This is a genomic window from Bartonella sp. PS7NMGDW, from assembly GCF_042193585.1.
Classification (GTDB): domain Bacteria; phylum Pseudomonadota; class Alphaproteobacteria; order Rhizobiales; family Rhizobiaceae; genus Bartonella; species Bartonella grahamii.
The window spans coordinates 1-2201 of record NZ_JBHILX010000054.1 but is presented as its reverse complement, the minus strand read 5'-3'; the positions used below and the strand labels follow the sequence as shown (position 1 = coordinate 2201).

Sequence of the window (2201 nt, the reverse complement as noted above, 5' to 3'; positions counted from 1 at the left end):
GCAACAGCTGTTGGTTATGTTCCTTGGGGGGACGGAGCAGAGGAGTATTTTTACAACCTCTACGAATATGAAGACGGCACAAGAGAATGTGAAAAGTTTGATGGCGGACAGTATTACAAAACACCTAAGAATGCCGATTTTAGTACCAAAGCGCAAGTAAAAGCATGGGTTTACGGTGGGAATATTCCGAAAAGCATTCTCAATTACGAACCTCTTATAGATGAGATCAATAAAGAGATCAAAAAATTATCGGAAGCTTCTGAAAAAACAATGATTAGATGCTAACTCATATCAGGAACAACTTGACAAATTTTTAAAAGCTATTAGGTTACGAGGCAGGCTTAAAACACCTGTAACCAATCGGTTCAACAGTATCCCGAAAGATCTGTTGCCCTTCATTTTATTATTCCAGGGTCTTCACATGTATGTCCAAGGGTAACCTAAAGATGTGAAGGACTGAATTGGTTCGGTTGTTTTAGCCCTGGATACTTAAACTTTTAAAACAAAGGAACCAATATTATGAACACACTCATTAAAATATCAGAAAAAATTATTGAACAAGAAATTGTGCAAACGGTCAATGCGCGTGAGTTACACGCATTCATGGAAATAGGAAAACGTTTCGCTACTTGGATTACAGATCGTATTAATCAATATACATTTGAAGAAGGTAAAGATTTCATAAAAACACAAGATTTGCGGTTCCCAAAATTGGGAAGCGCAAAATCTAGAGCTGTTACAGCAATAGAATATCATCTCACTCTAGACATGGCGAAAGAGCTCTCAATGGTTGAACGCAATGAGAAAGGACGTCAAGCACGCCGTTACTTTATTGAGTGTGAAAAGAAACTGAGAAACCAATCTGTTGATTATGATCGTGATACGCGCTTTGATTTGCCAAGCTATTGGGAAGGTATGAACGCTGGTGAAAAAGTTTTATATCTTTTAGGTCCAATTCATGTGCGTCTTCTTGATGCCTTCAGAGTAGATGAAGAAAACAGAAAATATAAAGCTCTCATTAAAGAAGCAAAACAGGTTCTAGCAAGGTCTGCCGTAAAAGCAGCTTAGATTTAAAAACATAACTCCCCATTTTAAAAGTGGGGAGGAAGTTAAGCCGCATTTTTGATTGTGATAACAACTTGCTTGCCAAGAACACTCAGTGCTTGCTCTAATGTTTGAAGCTTAGTTGGATAATTTGGATCAAGAATGCGTCTTGCTTCTGTTTCTTTTTTACCCAAACGATTAGCCAATTCTGTTTTTGTGATATTCGCTTCATTAAAGGCTTCTACCACTGCAAGTTTAAGAGCATTCCACGCATCTACCGTGACCTCTACAAGGTCTTTATATTGCTGTGGTACTGGTAAAGGTAAACCGCGCATAGGATAGCTCCGTAATGCTAACCCTAAAGCTTCAACAGCATTCTCTAATGCCTCAGTTCTATTTTCTCCAGCTGTTATTGCTTCTGGTACATCTGGAAAGGTTACAATAAAACCACCATCTGGATCAGATTCCAGTTTTGCTTGATACGTGTATTCCATGTTTAGGTCTCCTCGCCATGATCAAAATGCTTTTGAAACGAAAAATTAAAGCCGTTGAGAGAGTAACTCATACCCCCAACTGCTTTTTTATTATTTTCACGTAAAGTGGGGTCAATTCACCAGATTTTATAACGGTTGTCTTGTCTCCAAAAGTTACCAAATAATGTGACCCTTTACCTGCATCAGGAGCTTCACTGTAATGAATGCCTCTTTTTCTGGCTTCTTTACGTAACTCTCTAAGCAGTGCTTCTCGTTTCATTTAGCCTCCCCTTTCTGCATAAAATGAATATCGCACAAAAAGGTTCGATAGTCAACAATAAATCGAACAAAAAAGTTTGATACAGACTCTTAATGAAAGAATATTTATTGAAAAGTTAAAAGCAGAAATAAGAAAGCCGTGCCATTTGTGTGACATGGTTTTTTGATGAATAATTTGTCAAATAATATTATAATGTAATACTTAAAAAACTGTTATTAATAAACTGAAATAATTGAATAAATACGCAAATTATGCTAAGATTTTTTATGTATAAATTGCTAATCTAATGGGGCTACAAATATGCTAAATAAAGTGACGTTAATCGGACGCCTTGGTGCTAATCCCGAAAGCAAAACAATGAATTCTGGAGCAGAAATAGTCAATTTTAGTATAGCGACTTCTGA

Annotated in this window: 5 protein-coding genes; 3 read left to right on the top strand and 2 right to left on the bottom strand. The window is 36.8% G+C overall.

Annotated features, from left to right (window positions below; translation table 11 throughout):
* Positions 1-285, top strand: a 285-nt coding sequence (locus tag ACFIKJ_RS09035; RefSeq protein ID WP_375670521.1) for a hypothetical protein, incomplete at its 5' end; no start/stop codon positions are given.
* Between the two features lie 234 nt (positions 286-519).
* Positions 520-1068 (top strand): antA/AntB antirepressor family protein, encoded by a 549-nt coding sequence (locus ACFIKJ_RS09030; protein ID WP_375627533.1) that lies wholly within the window; start codon positions 520-522, stop codon positions 1066-1068.
* Between the two features lie 41 nt (positions 1069-1109).
* On the opposite strand, the gene ACFIKJ_RS09025 is transcribed toward ACFIKJ_RS09030, so the two are convergent.
* Complete coding sequence (locus tag ACFIKJ_RS09025) at positions 1110-1538, bottom strand: type II toxin-antitoxin system HicB family antitoxin (RefSeq protein ID WP_375626922.1); 429 nt, start codon at positions 1536-1538, stop codon at positions 1110-1112.
* A 67-nt stretch (positions 1539-1605) separates the two neighbouring features.
* Positions 1606-1797 (bottom strand): hypothetical protein, encoded by a 192-nt coding sequence (locus ACFIKJ_RS09020; RefSeq protein WP_004859817.1) that lies wholly within the window; start codon positions 1795-1797, stop codon positions 1606-1608.
* Between the two features lie 300 nt (positions 1798-2097).
* Here ACFIKJ_RS09020 and ACFIKJ_RS09015 point away from each other — a divergent pair.
* Positions 2098-2201 (top strand): single-stranded DNA-binding protein (locus tag ACFIKJ_RS09015; RefSeq protein ID WP_375670517.1); only part of this gene is annotated, 104 nt, incomplete at its 3' end.